Below are 15,030 nucleotides of genomic sequence, written 5' to 3'. Positions count from 1 at the left end.
TCTGGAACTGTCAAACTATGCGTGCCTCCCCAGCAAAGCTGGGGGGTCTCCCATTTTTACTAGCGCTACGTTCTTCACTGTCAATTCCCTGCGTTTTGAAAATCATTTTTCATCCTTGATTGGCAACTTACCCCAGTTAGGGTATCGCTCCTTTAAAATGGCCTCTTGCTCTTCTTTAGTCTGAATAACATCCTCAATATTACAAACACCGATTTCGTTTATGGTAATTTCATTGTTGTATTTTTCAATGAGTTGTCTGGCTTTCAAGCGGTTTTCTTCAGATGCTTGACGACGACCCGCGAAGTCCTCGCGCATCATTTGGAAGTTTTCTTCCAGTGTGAGCTTGCTATCCATCATGAAACCAACACTCACATGTACCACTGTGTTGACCTCTTGAGCGGTAAAATCAGGTACATCTTCCATTGTGGGATCAATGGTAGGGTCTGAGATTATCGATTCAGCGATATCGTCAGGGAGCACGAAGTACTGGTCATCATCAGCTTTGATTAGCATGTCAAGACCTCCAGAGGTTTTGCAAGTTCTTGTTCAAAAATTCGGTATTGATCGGTATCTGAAATCTTCTCGTTGCTCATAAACCATCCAATACCGCCCACGGTATGAAGTGCAATAAAATGTGGCAGTTTATGTTTGACATGTTTGTAAATCTCCCGTGCGCCGTGTCCATAAGCACGATTTTTTATATGAATCGCATTGGCCTTACGTCTGCCCAAATCATCAGTTAAGAGATAAAAGCCCAAAATAGAGATGCTAGGCAGGTCCGGTAGGATCATCTCGGTAGCGTGCTTGCCAATGGTCCTGGCTAATGACAATCCATGGGCGCTGCCCGAAATTGAGGAGTCCATGCTCCCATTGGCATTTGTGAATTTGATGCCTACCGCTTTTCCAGTAATGCCAGCCACATCGTGATAGCTGACCTGTATGGTGTAATTGGAACCTCCGACTGATATGACAGAGGTCTTTTCGTGTGTTTGCCTTAATAAGTAATGTCCAGCCATACTGCTTAGTGAGTCCTTTCTGTATGTTCGATTGTTAACCGCCATGCATCAATGGCAATTAAAGCTTACATTCAGCTCGGGTAGCAATATAAATACCCAACAGCGGTTTTATCCATAACATAAGACAAGCTAGACGTACAGGTTTTACTTTTCAGGGAGTCAGGAGAAGAAAAGCCCTCTGGCGGTTTGAAAACAGCGGACCTTTCAGGTTGCTATTCAGGGATGAATAGCGGGCGACAAAAATATCTTACTTGGGGCGGGGTGTATTTGCCTAGCTTCCAGGCTCGACGAGCTCATGGAGTGCTGTTTTCCCTCATGGATTAGCGCGTGCTGTCTAAACGAATCCATGGTGACGTTGCCGGTGGTGCACAGCAACGGTGATCACTTGGCGTAAAATGGAATGCTCGCGCACTTTCTTGGTATAGGTGGCGATCTTGGCTACAGAGCGGTTATTTCCAACCAGGTCTTTTAGGTAGGTAGGACCACCCACTTGGCTGATTAGATCGCTGAGGTACAGAGCACAGGACGATTGAACATAGGCACAATCCAAAGGCGCGCTACTGGTGCGCTGTTACTACGCACCCGGAACTGGGCAAATAGCCTGCCTTATCAAAACTTGCACGTTCAGGGCAAAATGCCAGCGGGGGGGGGGGCGCAACCAGGCGGAGGATCAATAGCAGATGGCAGCACCCGGCCAGCCAGGTCAGGCTAGGGGACGCGCCGATGGTCTTTCTATCTCGTTTTTTCTGCAAACCGCGCAGATATGCCAATTTTGTACGCCGCTCAAATCACTGCCTCTACTACTACTTCTGCAGCAGCTAGTAGCATCATGCGGTCAGTGAACTGAAAACTTTCACAGCCTTCCCTGATTAGTGTTTGAGTCGGGCTAAAGGATGCTTGCTTCCGGGTCCATGCGTCGCGAGCACCCTACTCCAGGCTATCTCTGGCGGTTGATCAGAATAAGGCGGCGATAACTTTGAGCAGTGGGTTGCAGGATTCAAATACCAGACTGGTTTCCACCCGGGGGAATGCCAAGTAGAAGATACCCAGCTGAGCAGCCCCCCCCTAACCTACATGGGAAGGTAGTAGGTAGCCCCCCATCTCTCTTATACGAATAAGGAAATTACAGCTATAAAAGATCAGGGTCAGCCCTTACTTTTATTGATATGTTTATTCGAACCTTGACAGCTCAGCCCAAATGAAATTTCGAGGTTGAGTGGAGCAACTGCAAACAGGTGGTGCTCAGCCTGGAGGAAATGGTCTGTATAAGAAACAGACGACCTTATGGACCATTTATAATATTTAAGGGATAAAAACAGTAACTTAGATAATGAATCCTGATCAATTTACCCAAAAACAGTCAAACACCCAAAGATGGTTCAGGATGGCTTTGAAGATGATGCAAAAGTCCTCTTAGCCACTTCTACACATTGGCTTCGTCACACAGGTGCATCAATGGATGTAGAAAATAGGGCTCTCAAAGATCTATCCGCAGACCTTGGACATGGAAAGCTTGGTACTACTGATAAGGAATACGTCCATGCAGATGATAAAGAACGGGCTGCTTCTGGGAGAACGAGGCGTGTTTAATTCGCACTTCTGCTGCCGGCTACTGCGGGCACGGCTCCTACTAGTTTCCTAGTAGCCCCAGAGATCCCTGATATGGCCTTTTTCCTAGTAGCCCCAGAGATCCTCGAGAGCCCTGATATGGCCTTCGTATCTCCTGAGCGGTGCCCTATCGCAGCGATGCCTTGAAATTCTATTAGTCATCGCTCGCGGCTGAGGGCTTCTCCTCAAACTCATTTCAAAGGGTATCCCTATACAGGGATACCCACTCTCAGTGGCCAGCCGTGGCTGAAGGTAACAACCGGCCCGTCTTTCGAGCCCCATTCCTTGTAATAATTTTGCACATCATCGTGTGTGTTAATGGTGTTCGGTGTTTTAGCGAATGCCGCAACAGGCTGAACCTTGTTGGCATTCGAGTCGGTCTGTACTAGAGTGGCGATGAAAGTGGTGAAAAGGTTGCTCAGGTTGCGAGAAAACGAGTTTAGACGTGGGTTACATCAGTATTGCTTTGAGTACGGGCAGACCCAATCACCAGTTTAATGAAAGCTCAGGGTGGCTTTGATGGTGATACAAAGTAGTCTTGACAACTTTAAGTCTAGATTCATTTTATGAGATTTTATGTAAATACCCTTAGACTGCCTAACCTAGACTCAATTGGTTTTCAGAAGAGTTTATAGCTGGCATATGAATCTTCCAACTTCATAGACATACCCAATTTCTTTATACCGAGGTATTCCAAGCGTCGCACCTGAGTCAGCGTCAATCCAAGAATCCCCATTAAAAAATACGTATTTATATAAATCTGATAGATTATATCCCTCACTTGCCTTAACCTCCCCTTCCGCTAACAAAATTCCTTGTGTTATAGAGTGATTGCCACCAGCAACCCAAAATATATTTAAAGGGTACCAATAGTGAATTGAATGATTAGGGTCTTGAGACCACATGCCACACTTTCGGCCCTCTCCGATTTTCCCCAACATATGGATGATACTAAAAGGATGCCAACAAGTTGGTAATACAATATCTCGTCCAAGCTTTGCTGTAGGCAGTAGACCTTTATTTATACGACGCCCATCAAGAAGAAAGTCAATCAAACTTTTTTTAATACTCGGAATGAATGTAATCCCTACGTCATTCCACTCAGAGAGAGGGTCTATTGCATGATGGTCTGGTTTGAGATAGGCATCTACCATGTGCCTACTCTGAATCTGGCGAAGAGCCAATCTTTGCAGGTCTTCCAGAGCTTCCTTTTGACCCAAAGCAGCCATTTTTTTTGCTCGCCTCAGTAATAATTGGAGCGTTTCTTGCGAGTTAGAAATTTTCTCCTTTGAGGATAGCTTTCGGATGGATCTTAAAATTTTTGATTTCATGAGTTAGATCAACTGATTCGCTAGTGGGAATAAGGAACTACCCCTTGGCGGGACCTTCCCGCTTATTTTTGCCGATGACCTTCCAGCCACCTGTAGGAAACCGAAATCGTCGCCTTTGGAATTAAACAAGTTCTGCGAGGATTCGCACACCGCCATTCGCGGCCAACTCGACCAGGCAAATCTCAAACAGCATAGCGGACGAATGGAAGCTTCGCGACCTGTTAACGGATCAGCCGTTCCCTTGAAGATCGGGAAGAAAGTTCGGTTATTGGGCAAGTGATGATATAGCTTCATGTCATAGTATACGTAGCCCTGGACTCACGTGCACCGAGGTGGGCGCGTACCGTGCCAAGCCCTTCAGCCCTTCCATCGAACAGCCAACAAAAAAATCACCTATCGATTTAAATAGCGAGCGCATTGTGTGATAAGCGTAATCGAGGGCGAACCAGCGATATTCGATGGTAACGCTTTCGGGGGCAGTCGTGCTGAGTACTGCCAATTCTCGTGTCGCTCCACTGGTCAAAGCATTCGTTGCTACGGCGCTCACTTGCCCTACTCCCGATTGGATGACCAGCAAAGGATGGAGTAAAGTGGAATGGAGGATCACTAAAGAGCAATGGGAAAATGGTCTTCCAACACCACGCTCTGGCTGATTTTTTACGTGCAGGGCAGCGCTAACCGTAGATTCAATTAAACGCTAGCTCCATCAACCGGGTTGGGATTCAATTCACGCGTGTCAACACCTTCCAAACAGTTAAGATTAATCGCAACCATGGGATGCCCCGCCGACTCCCCGTAGGCAAAGCTCTCAACCCCGCAAATTGAACAAAACAGGTGTCTTATTTCTTTTTTGTTAAACAGGTATTCGGTTAGCTTGTCGCTGCCGCTTTTTAACCTAAATTTTTCTGCCGGAGTAAAGGCCAATACAAATCCCATCGGCTTGCAACGAGAGCAGTTGCACGTAATAGCGTTGTTAATATCGACATCGGTTTCAAAATCCACGGCGCCGCACTGACAGCCACCTTTATAATATTTTTCTGACATTGTTATTTCCTCGAACGTGTGTGGGTTACAAATCGAATACGGTAGCGGTTCAGGGCTGAGTTTCATAAACAGTGACCCCCTCCGGTATTTGATACCACGGCTGTTTTTCACTTGCCCAAACATAAATTGTTGGATTAAAAATATCCGATGCTACCAGTGTGGTGGGTTTTAGCATAAGGTACTTATTGTTTGGATTCTCAGCTTCCAGGAACAACAACTGCGCGCAGACGATTGCGGAAACGGTATCTTCTACTTCGCCGTTCAAGAATATGATTCGCTCCCGAAGCAGGCGGGAATAGATATCAAAGGAACGTTCGCCTCGGCTGGACTGCTCAATTACCATCGGGACAAGTTGCATCGCTTCGCGCATAGGCGAACTCCTTTCTGTAGATTCTGATCTGGTACATTCAAAGATGTTATGCAGCGAGCATTAGCACCGGTCGATTGTCGTTCGCGGCAGGCGGCGTTTGCCGAATGGGTCGAGCGTCCACGAGTTGATGGGTAATTCTCAACCGGGTGCCGCCATGGACATTAGGGCCGACTTGGAATGTCACGATGCTTTCGCGGAAAGGCGATACTTCTTCGCGCATTCGATAACGAATTTCTTTTCCCGGTTCTGTCGATATGGGGGCAGCATCGGCCAAGTCCTTTTCGGGCAGCCATTTCTCGCGAAACTCTGGAATACTGATTGCTCGCCAAACCTTTTCAGGGGGCGCGTCAATTTCGTATTCCATTTCGAGTCTGTTCTCTTGCTGTTTGACCTCTGGATCGTTCATTGGTCCATGTCCCTTAGTAAATTTTTCAAAGCGTCAATTCGCGCAGGCCAATAGGTTCGATACATTGCCAGCCACTCCGCGATGAGTACGAGTCCATCTGGATCAACCTCATAGTTCACGAAGCGGCCTGTACGTTCTTCTCGAACCAGCTTGGCGTTGCGAAGAACAGAGAGGTGCTGCGACACTGCCGGCTGGCTGATCTCTATACCTTCCCGCAAGCTACTGGCATTCATGCTTCCGGATGCAAGCTTTTCAAAAATCGCACGGCGCGTGGGGTCGGCCAGAGCATTGGAGCGCCGACCGCGCTGTGTCTAAGTTAGTGTTGACTTCGGACGAGCATTATCGTTATCGTTGCTTGGTCTAAAACAGGTTAGGTTCGGGACGGTTGGCCCGCCCCCCGCTTTGCGGGTCCTTCTGTCACAAAGTGACGGCCCAAGACTTTCAAAGCGTTCGCATAGTGCGGACGCCGGTAGAAAGGGCACCGACATGAAACCACGTATCTCCGTTCTTACGCTTGCCGTCTCCAATCTCGAAAGCTCGCTTTCTTTTTATCGCGATGGGCTCGGTTTCCCGACTGAGGGGATCGTCGGTCGAGAATTCGAACATGGCGCAGTCGCATTCTTCGATCTTTCAAGCGGATTGAAACTCGCCATTTGGGCGCAAGACGATCTCGCGCATGATACCGGATTGCCCAAAAATCCGATCTGCACCACTGCTGGCAGCATTGGACACAACGTTCTGCAGCAGGAGGATGTTGATGACATCATCAGTGCTGCCGAGCGTGCAGGGGCAAAGATTATCAAGGCACCGCAAGATACTTTCTATGGCGGTTATGCAGGCTATTTTACTGATCCTGACGGACACCTCTGGGAAGTAGTCTGGAATCCGCAAATGCTGCCGCCTGGCTGATGTCGTGGGCGGATGCGCTCTGGCTTCTTGTCAGGTGTAGTAGTTCAGACTTGATCTGACAGTTACCGATTTTTCAGAAGGTGTTCTGTCAGGTCAAATTCAGTTTACAAATTTTTCCTTCCAGATGCTTTTTCCATCTTCAAGTCTTGCCATCGGTGTGCGGCCACAACACTTCTTACCTTGATGGGTGCGATCATTATTATAATAGATGAGCCATTCATACAGATCCTTTTGTAGCTCTTCTATTGATCCATATCCGGCCAATAAGCACTGATCCATACCAGAATTTGGAGGTACGCTTTGTATGGGGAGTGAACTTTTTATCACTAATCAATGGAAACGACGATTCTGCTTTTTAAAGAATCAAGCTTCTCATGTAGTCGCATGACTTCAATTTCCAGCTTTAGATTGATCTGGAACGCAGCTTCTTGCTTGAGTCGGTCTTTCTCTGCCTGCCGATTTTGAGACATCATAATTATAGGAGCCTGGAAAGCGGCAAGTGTTGATAGCCCTTAATTCAGCAATATATAGGGGTATGGATCAAAGGCATTATCGGCCATAAAAAAATAACTGTTGGTAATAATCCACACCGCAATAATCAAAAAGAATAGGCAGATAAAGCTCCAAAACCCTCCGAATCGCGAAACTCTATCAGCAACTCGCTCACCGAAAGTGAGCGACTCAACATAAGTATCATTGACATTCTCTGCCAAGGTGGTTTGATCGGCGATGCTGTTGATAACTCGCTTCTCGGAAGAGTCCAGCTCTTTGATATCCTTTCCCATCAGGGCCTTAGTTAAATTCTGAAAGTTTTTTTTCATCTCTTCCTCGCATTTCAGTCAAAGGGGAGTCTGTGAGCATAAAGTTTTCTGAGGGATCAATAAGAACCCGGCTGCCCATACCCTCACGCCCCAGTAGCATGAGGTAAGACATATCAGATCTGTCTGTCAGCGTAATTTCAATTGGCCATTGCTGGCCACCCAACTCAAGCTGGGTTTTGACCACATAACGCTCTTCAGATTTTCCATTAGATGACTTGATACGTCGAACATCAAAAAGTGGCGATTCACAAGCAACTACCTTATCAACATTATGGATATCTGGGTGAATATCAAAGGTGACCCAAGCACGACCATTCTTTTTCAAGCGCCGGATGTTATCCACGTGTAAAGAAGATGTTTTAGCACCAGTGTCCACCCTTACATGTAAATCGGAGATACTTAATTCTGGTAAATTACAGACTTCGATAGCGCCGATTGTAATTTTACTTGTTGATTTCATCTTCAATATCCTTTTTCACTGGCTTGTTGTGGGTGATTCTTACGGCCTTTTGAAATACCAATGAATTCGGATAGGTGACTATCGCATTATCTTCATCAAGCATAATGACATGAAACAGAGTTATCTCTTTGATTTGTCCAATGACCGTATTGTCTCCATCAATAATCTCCACCCAACTTCCCACTCGATAAGGGAAGAAGAAAAATACAATAATGCTGGCAGTGGCATTACTTAGTAGGGACCACTGGGCAAACAGTGCAACACCTAAAAAAGCCAGAGACGATCCTACCAGTACGCCCACGTCCTCAACACTGCTTCCCGTCAGCGCAATACCAGCAACGACACCAATAAATACCCAAACCAGCTGTATGGATTTGATGACATAATCGATACGGCTTTCATCAATATGGCGTTCAGCACCTACTCGATTAACTAGTTTTTTTATTGCCCGATTACCCAGGACTAAGCCGATGACTACAGTTAGCAATATCCCGGCTGTATATAGACTCATAAATTTCTCCTACTACTACATCTGTCTAATCACTCTGCTATTGGCTCAATATCAGGCGAGGACAGTTCAGGGCTTTCTTCAAGTACTTCCTGCATTTTTTCAATGATGGAGGCAATGTTTTCGTCACTTTCTGAAAAATAAGCTATGTGGAACATGGCATCACCTTCCTGAGCTAAAGGGATGTTCTGCTTACCGATGATAATGCCGGACTTATTTGCAGTGACCTTGGCTAAACTATCTCCGAAAGGTGTACCTATGTCTGCCAGAATATCGCCTCTAGTAACCTGATCGCCCAGCTCTTTTAGAGTGTTCACGAACCCACTGGCAGAAGCGCGTATCCAAGTACTGTTGTTGGCCACAAAAGGCATCACTTTTTTTCGCCTGATCTTGCGCTTTAGCATACCCAGCTTGCTCAATACATTGATAACACCACGAACTCCAGCCCGAATCGATATTTCATCAAAACGTAATGCTTGACCTGCTTCATAAAGTAAAATCTTTGTCTCCCATTCCACTGCGGCTTGACGCAGTGAACCATCCCTCAGGTTGGCATTGAGAAGTACTGGTACACCAAATGCCTCTGCTAATGCTCGGGTTTCTGGATCTGACAAATTCGCTCGAACTTGCGGCAGGTTAGAGCGATGGATGGCGCCAGTATGTAGATCAATGCCGTAGTCGCAATGCTGAACCACCTCTTCCAGAAAAATAGAAGCGACCCTTGCAGCCAATGAGCCTTTTTCAGAACCCGGAAAACAGCGGTTCAGATCGCGCCTGTCGGGCATGTAGCGACTCTGGTTGAGCACACCATATACATTCACCATTGGCACCAGAATCAAACTTCCTATCTTTAGGTTCAGGTATTTTGAGTTAATCAGGCGGCGAATGATCTCTATGCCATTCAGCTCATCGCCATGCACTGCGGCTGAAACGAATAGCGTTGGTCCCGGTTTTTTTGCACGCACGACGTGAATAGGGATAAAAATATCCGTATCGGTGTATAGATTTGCTACCGGTATTTCCAAGCGCCTTGATTGGCCGGGGAGGATGTCCACTCCGGCAATCGTCAACTTATCGTCTTGCATCAGCCTTTCCCCCGGGTGCGGGTGTGATTGGGCTTGGCTTTGGCTTCGATAAACTCATAGATCATACCTGCGACATCCTTGTTGGTTGCTGTTTCTATACCCTCCAGCCCAGGAGAAGAGTTGACTTCCATCACCACCGGCCCGTTCTTGGATTGCAAAATGTCTACGCCACACACACTCAAGCCCATAACTTTGGCGGCATTTACTGCCGTAGTGCGCTCATCTTTGGTCAGGCGCACCAGCTTTGCTGAGCCCCCGCGGTGCAGGTTAGATCGGAATTCCCCCTCTGCTCCTTGCCGCTTCATGGCCGCAACTACCTTGCCCCCAACAACCAAGCAGCGGATATCGGCGCCTCCGGCCTCCTTGATAAACTCTTGCACCAATATGTTGGCTTTTAACCCCATAAAGGCTTCGACAATGCTTTCAGCAGCCTTGTTGGTTTCAGCCAGCACCACCCCGATACCTTGGGTGCCTTCCAGCAGTTTGATCACAACAGGAGCACCCCCCACATTTCTGATCAAATCCTTAATATTGTCGGGTTTGCTTGCGAATCCAGTTCTGGGCAAACCCACATCCTTGCGAGACAACAGTTGCAGCGAGCGAAGTTTGTCTCGAGAGCGGCTAATAGCCACAGATTCATTGACACAGAAAGTGCCCATCATCTCGAACTGACGTACAACAGCCGTACCATAGAACGTGATTGAAGCGCCTAATCGGGGAATGACGGCATCGTAATACGGTAATTCTTCACCGTGATAACGAACGGTCGGGCGGCTTCGGGTAATGTCCATGTAGCAGTGCAGTGTGTCGATAATGTCTACCTGATGGCCACGAGCCTCTCCGGCTTCTTTCAAGCGGCGAGTGGAATACAACTCGGGGCCCCGGGACAAAATAGCGATTCTCATGAGCAGTTCTCCTAGGGCTAAAATGGGCGCATTTAGCTAAATTTTTCAACTTTGATAAATATTACTGGTTGTTGATTTTGTTACTTAAGTCGGCTTATATCCTATGAATACAGAGTCTCAGATCTGGCGGCGATCTTACGCCCTCGCAGAACCCTGGGTAAAACGAGTCATTTTTGTGTTTTCGATAAAATATTTTGATTGAAGTGGTATGAATACAGACCTTTTGCGCACTTTTTTGGAGGTTGCGAAGACCCGTCATTTTGGCCGGGCTGCCGAGAACCTATTTCTGACTCAATCAGCGGTCAGCTTTCGCATCAAGCAACTGGAAGATGTGGTTGGGGTGAAACTGTTTACCCGCGAGCGCAACAATATACTGCTCACCCCTAGTGGTGAGCGGTTGTTACCTCACGCGGAAAACTTACTGGCGGGCTGGCAGGCCGCGCTACAGGATGTAGGTGTAGCCGACCAGAAGCACTTGCAAATATCGATTGGAGGGACATCAAATTTGTGGGATACCTTCTTGCAGTCCCTTCTTCCGCAAATGGCTGGAGCCTTCCCGGGCCTCTATTTGCGTACTGAGATTAACCCCCAGCGAGAACTGACAAGGGCACTGCTCAGTGGCCGATTAGATATTGCGGTACTGTTCGATCCACCCAAGGTATCGGAGCTGAGGACCAGCCCAATAGGTGAGATGGAACTGATGTTTGTCTCAAGTGAAAATGTCTCCTGTGCGGAGGATATTGAGCACTTAGGTTATATCTTTGTAGACTGGGGGACAGCTTTTAACCTACAGCATGCCAAGTTCTTTGATCAGGCTATTGCGCCAGTACTGCACACAGGACAGAGCCATATAGCACTAGAGTTCTTGTTAACTCATGGCGGAGCTGCATTCCTGCCCAGTAATCTAATTGAACCTCTGCTTGCAGAGCGCAAGCTGTTTGAAGTGAAGCATGTTTATCGTGCCAGCCGCAGTATTTTTGCAGTTTTTAATGAAGAAAGTGAAAACAATAAGGCCTTTATACCAGTTGTTGAGTTTTTAACCCGGCGTGCGGCCAAAACGTTATCAGTCTAGGTAAAATGTAAATTAGCGCAATAAGTTGAACAGTTCGACATTAACCTGAACAAATAAGCACATAAGTTTGAACAAAACCCCTAGCGTTGGTTCTGTCGCAAACTTTCCGTATGGCTGAAACACACCTATGGCCCGGACACGGTTATCCTGCAAGTGCCATAAATCGACGATAGGCTGGGATGCCTTCCCGGCCCAGCTGTCCTTTTCGGATCATGTGAGCAATCTCAATCCCATCGAGAGTGGCAGCGGCTGAATGGAAGGCCCAAAAACCGTCATAGGCTTGGTTATGCGTTTGATAAACCGGTGATTCTGCTCAACGATATTGTTGAGATATTTGACCTGTAGGGTATCGATGAATGAAAGCCAGAAGCCCATCAGAAACAGGTAGATATTGATGTTGGTTAGGACGGCAACTGGCTCCGCTTTTGTCTCTGACTACCTTCTCTGGCATCCCATTGATGCCAATGGATTGCCGGAGAAGTGTGTTGCTTCGGCTTCATCTCGGGTTTCAAAGAGTATGAAGTCAACGGTCTCACTGGATTTATCGACTGCTCGATACAGGTATACCCACTTGCCCATAACTTTGATATAGGTCTCATCCATACGCCAGGAGGCACCTGCCTGGCTCTTCTTCTTTCTGGCCTCTGCGGCAATTTGCGAGGAATATTTGACAACCCATCAGTTGAGGGTGGCGTGATTAACAGTAACCCACGCTCCTGAATAATCTCTCCCAGATCACGATAGGAAACTGCATAGGGTAAATAGAAAAATACGGCATACAAAATCACATCTTTGGGGTTTCGCGCCCATTCCCTCGAAAAGTTCACTCTAATGTTGTAGGCCCGAAACTACCCTCTCCAGCTAAATTTCCCGCCTTAAATGACGTAATCTCTCCTTCCTAATGCAAACTTTTAGCTATCAAGATGTTATCTGTTGCCTCTCGCAAGCCACTATCCGTCTGCTATTGTAACAACAGAGTAGCCAAAGTCCCCTCCAACCATTTTTTATAGCTTGTATGAGGCCATCCTTTCTCGATAACCATTTTTTTAAACATTTCTCTCCCAGTGAGCGCCCATAAGATGTCGCGGGCTGCACTCACGGTTAACCCAAGCGCTAAATATTCCTGCTCGTAAAGTCGATCGAGGATGAATCGTTGTCTTTCATAGCGTTGATTTTCAAGTTGAGATATAAGGTCTTGCAGTTCAGAAGTAATGGACGCGTCGTCCCACAGAAATGGCATCTGCTCCATTTCCATCTCAAAAATAGTCACAGTTATGATGGGTGCGAGCTTTAAAGACTCCCTGGCGTCCGCCTGTTGGATGGATTTTTTCACGAGATTTAAATAACCCTCACCGAAGACAAAAGTTTGTCCTAGCTGGCTAATGATCCCAGCCTTTGACTTGAACAGCGCGTAAATCGTCGGTGGGGCTACGTCGGCTCTTTGTGCAATTTTGTTGATAGTCGACTTCTTTATCCCTTCTTCCGAAAATAAATGCCTTGCAGCTTCCAGTATTTTTAACTGGGTGGCTTGAGACTGTTGCTGACGACTTTTTGAGTTGTATTTTCTTTTCATTTCTCACATACTCTAATTGAATACAGCATACTATATTCAATTGACTATAGTAAATCCACTTTTACTCTATTGAATTTACTCGAAAGAAATACACGAAAATCAAATTTGATAACCTTCAGGAAGATATCAGGAATACGACGATGAATATATTACTTTGGTCTTTACAGGCATTGCTTGCGCTTCACACTACTATGGGAGCCGTGTGGAAATGGAGCCACTCCGCTACTGAAACAATGCCGTCGTTAGGTGCCATACCCAATGGAGCCTGGATCTCCTTAAGTGGGCTGGAGCTTTTGTTGTGCATTTGTTTGGTGTTACCGGCATTTCGTAAATCCCTTGCCAACCTGGCTCCGGTTGCCGCCTTGTGTATTGCAGGAGAAATGCTGTTATTCACCATAATACATCTTCTTTCAAGCCCACAAGATTTAAGCTCTGTCTTTTATTGGATGACGGTGCTTGCCGTATGCATTTTTATAGCTTATGGCCGTTTTTACTTAAAGCCCATCCGAATTGAGGACGCTGTTGAGAGAGTACAAGTATGAATGATAAAACAACAAAGCAGGATCAAACCCCGGGAAGCTTAATCGCTGCAAAAATCGAAACCCTGAATGATTGGCGAGGCAAAACACTTACCCATGTAAGAGCATTGATTAGTCAAGCAGCCCCCAATGTTGTGGAGGATATTAAATGGCGCAAACCATCGAATCCAAATGGGGTGCCTACCTGGTGTCACGATGGCATTATTTGCACGGGAGAAACCTACAAAGACAAAGTGAAGCTCACTTTTATGAAGGGCGCCCAACTAAATGATCCCTGCAAAATATTCAATTCCGGCATTAACGGTAAAACAAGGCGTGCCATCGACATCAAAGAAGGAGATGAAATCAATGCAGAGGGGTTTAAACAGCTCATTCGTGAAGCCGTTGCCCTGAATTCGGGCTGAGTGCCGAAAAGTCAGGGACTCATCGGCTATTCAATTGCTATACGCGTATGCGGCTAACTGTTACTATGCCCTTGCGTATTTATTACGGTATTCCTGCGGGGTTAGACCGGTAACTCGCTTAAACACGCCACGAAATATTTTAATGTCGTTATAACCTACGTTACGCACCAACGGCTGAATATTCTGAGAGCCGGCTTGCAATGCCTTTTTGGCCACTTTAAAGCGGCGAACAAAATTGCGCTTACTCACATGTATTTAACAAATAGAGCCCGCACTATGACACGTATGATTTTTGTAAACCTCCCTGTCACCAACTTGAAAGCGTCCATCGACTTTTATCAGTCACTGGGATTTGAGAACAATGCTCACTTCACTGAATTAAACCCTTTAGTTTTGATGAGCTTGTGGCGAGGATCGAAGCATTGCTACGCCGGCGCGCAGGTATCGGTAGCAACTGTGTACACATTGATAATCTCTCGATTGACTTGAATCAAAAATAAGTGAGCATTGACGGTCAGTTAATTACGTTACCGCGTAGAGAATATAATCTGATTGAATGCTTGTTCCTGAATCACTACCGGGTTCTAACCCACGGGGAAATTGAGCAAAAAATTTATGACGATTGTGTTGAACCGATGAGCAATGTGGTTGACTCGGCGATATCAAAGCTACGTAAACTGATTGATCAAAATAACACATGGTCTTACATCATCACTCACCGAGGGCACGGGTATCAATTGCGAGAGTTTTAAAACATTAAAACAAGCTAAAAACTAAAGGGCATCTCTATAAATTCGGAGATAAATTTACGAATTATTGGAGTGCTATTTTGTGGTTGAGTGGATTAGTTCAGACCAAATCTGACACATCCTCTTGAAAAAGAGGGGTTTACCAGTTTTGATGAAGGTGCCTAAGCCTAAAAGCAAAACCAAGGATAAACCCCATGATCCATACTAATGATCGCATCATCAAACACAAG

Annotated in this window: 18 protein-coding genes and 4 pseudogenes; 5 read left to right on the top strand and 17 right to left on the bottom strand. The window is 46.3% G+C overall.

Going from position 1 to position 15,030, the window contains the following annotated elements; all coding sequences use genetic code 11:
* Positions 1 to 102: 102 nt before the first annotated feature.
* From ACCI49_RS21080 to ACCI49_RS21045, 8 genes and pseudogenes are all read right to left on the bottom strand, one after another.
* Positions 103 to 513 carry a hypothetical protein gene (locus ACCI49_RS21080; protein ID WP_371841202.1) on the bottom strand — a complete coding sequence of 137 codons (411 nt, stop codon included), beginning with the start codon at positions 511 to 513 and terminating at the stop codon, positions 103 to 105.
* Positions 507 to 1,016 (bottom strand): hypothetical protein, encoded by a 510-nt coding sequence (locus ACCI49_RS21075; protein WP_371841201.1) that lies wholly within the window; start codon positions 1,014 to 1,016, stop codon positions 507 to 509. Before ACCI49_RS21075 ends, ACCI49_RS21080 begins: the two co-directional genes overlap by 7 nt.
* A 334-nt stretch (positions 1,017 to 1,350) precedes the next feature.
* On the bottom strand, positions 1,351 to 1,566 hold the full coding sequence (locus ACCI49_RS21070) for a hypothetical protein (protein ID WP_371841200.1): 216 nt from the start codon (positions 1,564 to 1,566) through the stop codon (positions 1,351 to 1,353).
* 1,687 nt (positions 1,567 to 3,253) lie between these two features.
* On the bottom strand, positions 3,254 to 3,955 hold the full coding sequence (locus ACCI49_RS21065; RefSeq protein ID WP_371841199.1) for a DUF6710 family protein: 702 nt from the start codon (positions 3,953 to 3,955) through the stop codon (positions 3,254 to 3,256).
* Between the two features lie 690 nt (positions 3,956 to 4,645).
* Positions 4,646 to 4,999 (bottom strand): GFA family protein, encoded by a 354-nt coding sequence (locus ACCI49_RS21060; RefSeq protein ID WP_371841198.1) that lies wholly within the window; start codon positions 4,997 to 4,999, stop codon positions 4,646 to 4,648.
* Between the two features lie 187 nt (positions 5,000 to 5,186).
* A pseudogene (locus tag ACCI49_RS21055) lies at positions 5,187 to 5,369 on the bottom strand (ATP-dependent Clp protease proteolytic subunit); the annotation flags it as partial.
* Positions 5,370 to 5,415: 46 nt separating this feature from the next.
* Positions 5,416 to 5,775 (bottom strand): SRPBCC family protein, encoded by a 360-nt coding sequence (locus ACCI49_RS21050; RefSeq protein WP_371841197.1) that lies wholly within the window; start codon positions 5,773 to 5,775, stop codon positions 5,416 to 5,418.
* Positions 5,772 to 6,059 (bottom strand): ArsR/SmtB family transcription factor, encoded by a 288-nt coding sequence (locus ACCI49_RS21045; protein ID WP_371841203.1) that lies wholly within the window; start codon positions 6,057 to 6,059, stop codon positions 5,772 to 5,774. The genes ACCI49_RS21050 and ACCI49_RS21045 overlap by 4 nt, the downstream gene beginning before the upstream one ends.
* 202 nt (positions 6,060 to 6,261) lie before the next feature.
* Here ACCI49_RS21045 and ACCI49_RS21040 point away from each other — a divergent pair, with 202 nt between their 5' ends.
* On the top strand, positions 6,262 to 6,684 hold the full coding sequence (locus ACCI49_RS21040; protein ID WP_371841196.1) for a VOC family protein: 423 nt from the start codon (positions 6,262 to 6,264) through the stop codon (positions 6,682 to 6,684).
* Positions 6,685 to 6,783: 99 nt separating this feature from the next.
* Here the strand turns inward: ACCI49_RS21040 and ACCI49_RS21035 are convergent.
* From ACCI49_RS21035 to rimK, 6 genes and pseudogenes are all read right to left on the bottom strand, one after another.
* Positions 6,784 to 6,939 (bottom strand): annotated as a pseudogene (locus tag ACCI49_RS21035) (IS481 family transposase); the annotation flags it as partial.
* 71 nt (positions 6,940 to 7,010) lie between these two features.
* Positions 7,011 to 7,469 (bottom strand): annotated as a pseudogene (locus ACCI49_RS21030) (DUF1003 domain-containing protein).
* 7 nt (positions 7,470 to 7,476) lie between these two features.
* The gene (locus ACCI49_RS21025) at positions 7,477 to 7,965 is read right to left on the bottom strand and encodes an ATP-dependent zinc protease family protein (RefSeq protein ID WP_371841195.1); all 489 of its coding nucleotides are present in this window, start codon (positions 7,963 to 7,965) and stop codon (positions 7,477 to 7,479) included.
* Positions 7,949 to 8,476: a mechanosensitive ion channel domain-containing protein gene (locus tag ACCI49_RS21020; protein WP_371841194.1), complete on the bottom strand. Its 528-nt coding sequence runs from the start codon at positions 8,474 to 8,476 to the stop codon at positions 7,949 to 7,951. Before ACCI49_RS21020 ends, ACCI49_RS21025 begins: the two co-directional genes overlap by 17 nt.
* Before the next feature lie 29 nt (positions 8,477 to 8,505).
* Positions 8,506 to 9,558, bottom strand: a complete 1,053-nt coding sequence (locus ACCI49_RS21015) for a succinylglutamate desuccinylase/aspartoacylase family protein (RefSeq protein ID WP_371841193.1) — start codon at positions 9,556 to 9,558, stop codon at positions 8,506 to 8,508.
* Positions 9,558 to 10,463, bottom strand: coding sequence for a 30S ribosomal protein S6--L-glutamate ligase (rimK, locus tag ACCI49_RS21010; protein WP_371841192.1), 906 nt, complete (start codon positions 10,461 to 10,463; stop codon positions 9,558 to 9,560). Before rimK ends, ACCI49_RS21015 begins: the two co-directional genes overlap by 1 nt.
* A gap of 208 nt (positions 10,464 to 10,671) precedes the next feature.
* On the opposite strand from rimK, the gene ACCI49_RS21005 reads away from it, so the two are divergent.
* The gene (locus ACCI49_RS21005; RefSeq protein ID WP_371841191.1) at positions 10,672 to 11,535 is read left to right on the top strand and encodes a LysR family transcriptional regulator; all 864 of its coding nucleotides are present in this window, start codon (positions 10,672 to 10,674) and stop codon (positions 11,533 to 11,535) included.
* Between the two features lie 142 nt (positions 11,536 to 11,677).
* Here ACCI49_RS21005 and ACCI49_RS21000 read toward each other — a convergent pair.
* Together ACCI49_RS21000 and ACCI49_RS20995 are read right to left on the bottom strand one after the other, a co-directional pair.
* A pseudogene (locus tag ACCI49_RS21000) lies at positions 11,678 to 12,362 on the bottom strand (IS6 family transposase).
* A gap of 134 nt (positions 12,363 to 12,496) precedes the next feature.
* On the bottom strand, positions 12,497 to 13,108 hold the full coding sequence (locus tag ACCI49_RS20995) for a TetR/AcrR family transcriptional regulator (protein WP_371841190.1): 612 nt from the start codon (positions 13,106 to 13,108) through the stop codon (positions 12,497 to 12,499).
* A 140-nt stretch (positions 13,109 to 13,248) separates the two neighbouring features.
* Here ACCI49_RS20995 and ACCI49_RS20990 point away from each other — a divergent pair, with 140 nt between their 5' ends.
* Positions 13,249 to 13,650: a hypothetical protein gene (locus ACCI49_RS20990; protein WP_371841189.1), complete on the top strand. Its 402-nt coding sequence runs from the start codon at positions 13,249 to 13,251 to the stop codon at positions 13,648 to 13,650.
* The gene (locus ACCI49_RS20985; RefSeq protein WP_371841188.1) at positions 13,647 to 14,051 is read left to right on the top strand and encodes a DUF1801 domain-containing protein; all 405 of its coding nucleotides are present in this window, start codon (positions 13,647 to 13,649) and stop codon (positions 14,049 to 14,051) included. The genes ACCI49_RS20990 and ACCI49_RS20985 overlap by 4 nt, the downstream gene beginning before the upstream one ends.
* Before the next feature lie 63 nt (positions 14,052 to 14,114).
* On the opposite strand, the gene ACCI49_RS20980 is transcribed toward ACCI49_RS20985, so the two are convergent.
* Entirely contained in the window at positions 14,115 to 14,300 is a 186-nt protein-coding gene (locus ACCI49_RS20980) for a helix-turn-helix domain-containing protein (protein ID WP_371841187.1), read from the bottom strand.
* A gap of 251 nt (positions 14,301 to 14,551) precedes the next feature.
* On the opposite strand from ACCI49_RS20980, the gene ACCI49_RS20975 reads away from it, so the two are divergent.
* A complete protein-coding gene (locus ACCI49_RS20975) occupies positions 14,552 to 14,803 on the top strand; it encodes a helix-turn-helix domain-containing protein (RefSeq protein ID WP_371841186.1) in 252 nt (83 codons plus the stop codon).
* Positions 14,804 to 15,030 lie beyond the last annotated feature (227 nt).

It is taken from the genome of Microbulbifer epialgicus (genome assembly GCF_041447265.1).
Taxonomy (GTDB): Bacteria; Pseudomonadota; Gammaproteobacteria; order Pseudomonadales; family Cellvibrionaceae; genus Microbulbifer; species Microbulbifer epialgicus.
Note: the sequence above shows the minus strand (reverse complement) of the source record. Positions and strands in the feature narration are given on the sequence as shown.